At 46.6% G+C, this 704-nt stretch carries 1 protein-coding gene; it reads right to left on the bottom strand.

Annotated elements, in window-relative coordinates:
• Nucleotides 1–32: 32 nt before the first annotated feature.
• A partial coding sequence (locus R7Q46_RS27140; protein WP_318078256.1) for a transglycosylase SLT domain-containing protein occupies nucleotides 33–704 on the bottom strand: 672 nt, incomplete at its 5' end.

Here is a 704-nt window from a genome sequence, read left to right as displayed (position 1 = left end):
AGACGAGCTTCACACTCGTCTTTTTTGCGTGTTTATTCTTCTTCTTGGTCTAAATCTTCATCGACTTCATTGGTGACATCAGAGGCACCAGACACTTCTTCTGCAGTGGTTTCCACCGCACCAGAAATAAGCAACTCTGGATTTAGTGGTGGGATAACCTGTAGATCATCCGTATCTTCATCAATGGAAGGTTTTTGACTGACATGCCCAATGATTGATTGGTAGTAGCGTCGAATATTTTCAACGTAATTACGTGCCTCGTCTCCACGAGCGTAGCCATAACGGGTTTGGCTGTAGTAACGCTTTTGTCTTAACAGCGGCAGTCGGTCTTTTACATCCGCCCATGCGTTTGGATCGCCACCTTGTGCCTTGGTTAATCGACGCGCGTCCATCATGTGGCCATAACCAATATTGTACGATGCCAATGCAAACCAAATTTTTTCATGTTCGTTAATCGTATCAGGTACGCGAGCGACGATGCGACGCAGGTATTCCACACCACCACGAACAGATTGCTCAGGGTTTAGACGATCGGTTACACCAACACTTTTCGCCGTTGGTAAAGTCAGCATCATCATGCCACGAACACCAGTAGGCGATTTTGCTTTTGGTTTCCAATGAGATTCTTGGTAGGCCAAAGCCGCGATTAAACGCCAATCAAACTCTTCGCTGTATTTTTGGAACAGCGGAGCCCATCTCGGCAA

The organism is Vibrio sp. 811, from assembly GCF_033339195.1.
The sequence above is the reverse complement of the archived record's forward strand: the minus strand, read 5'-3'. Positions and strand labels throughout refer to the sequence as shown.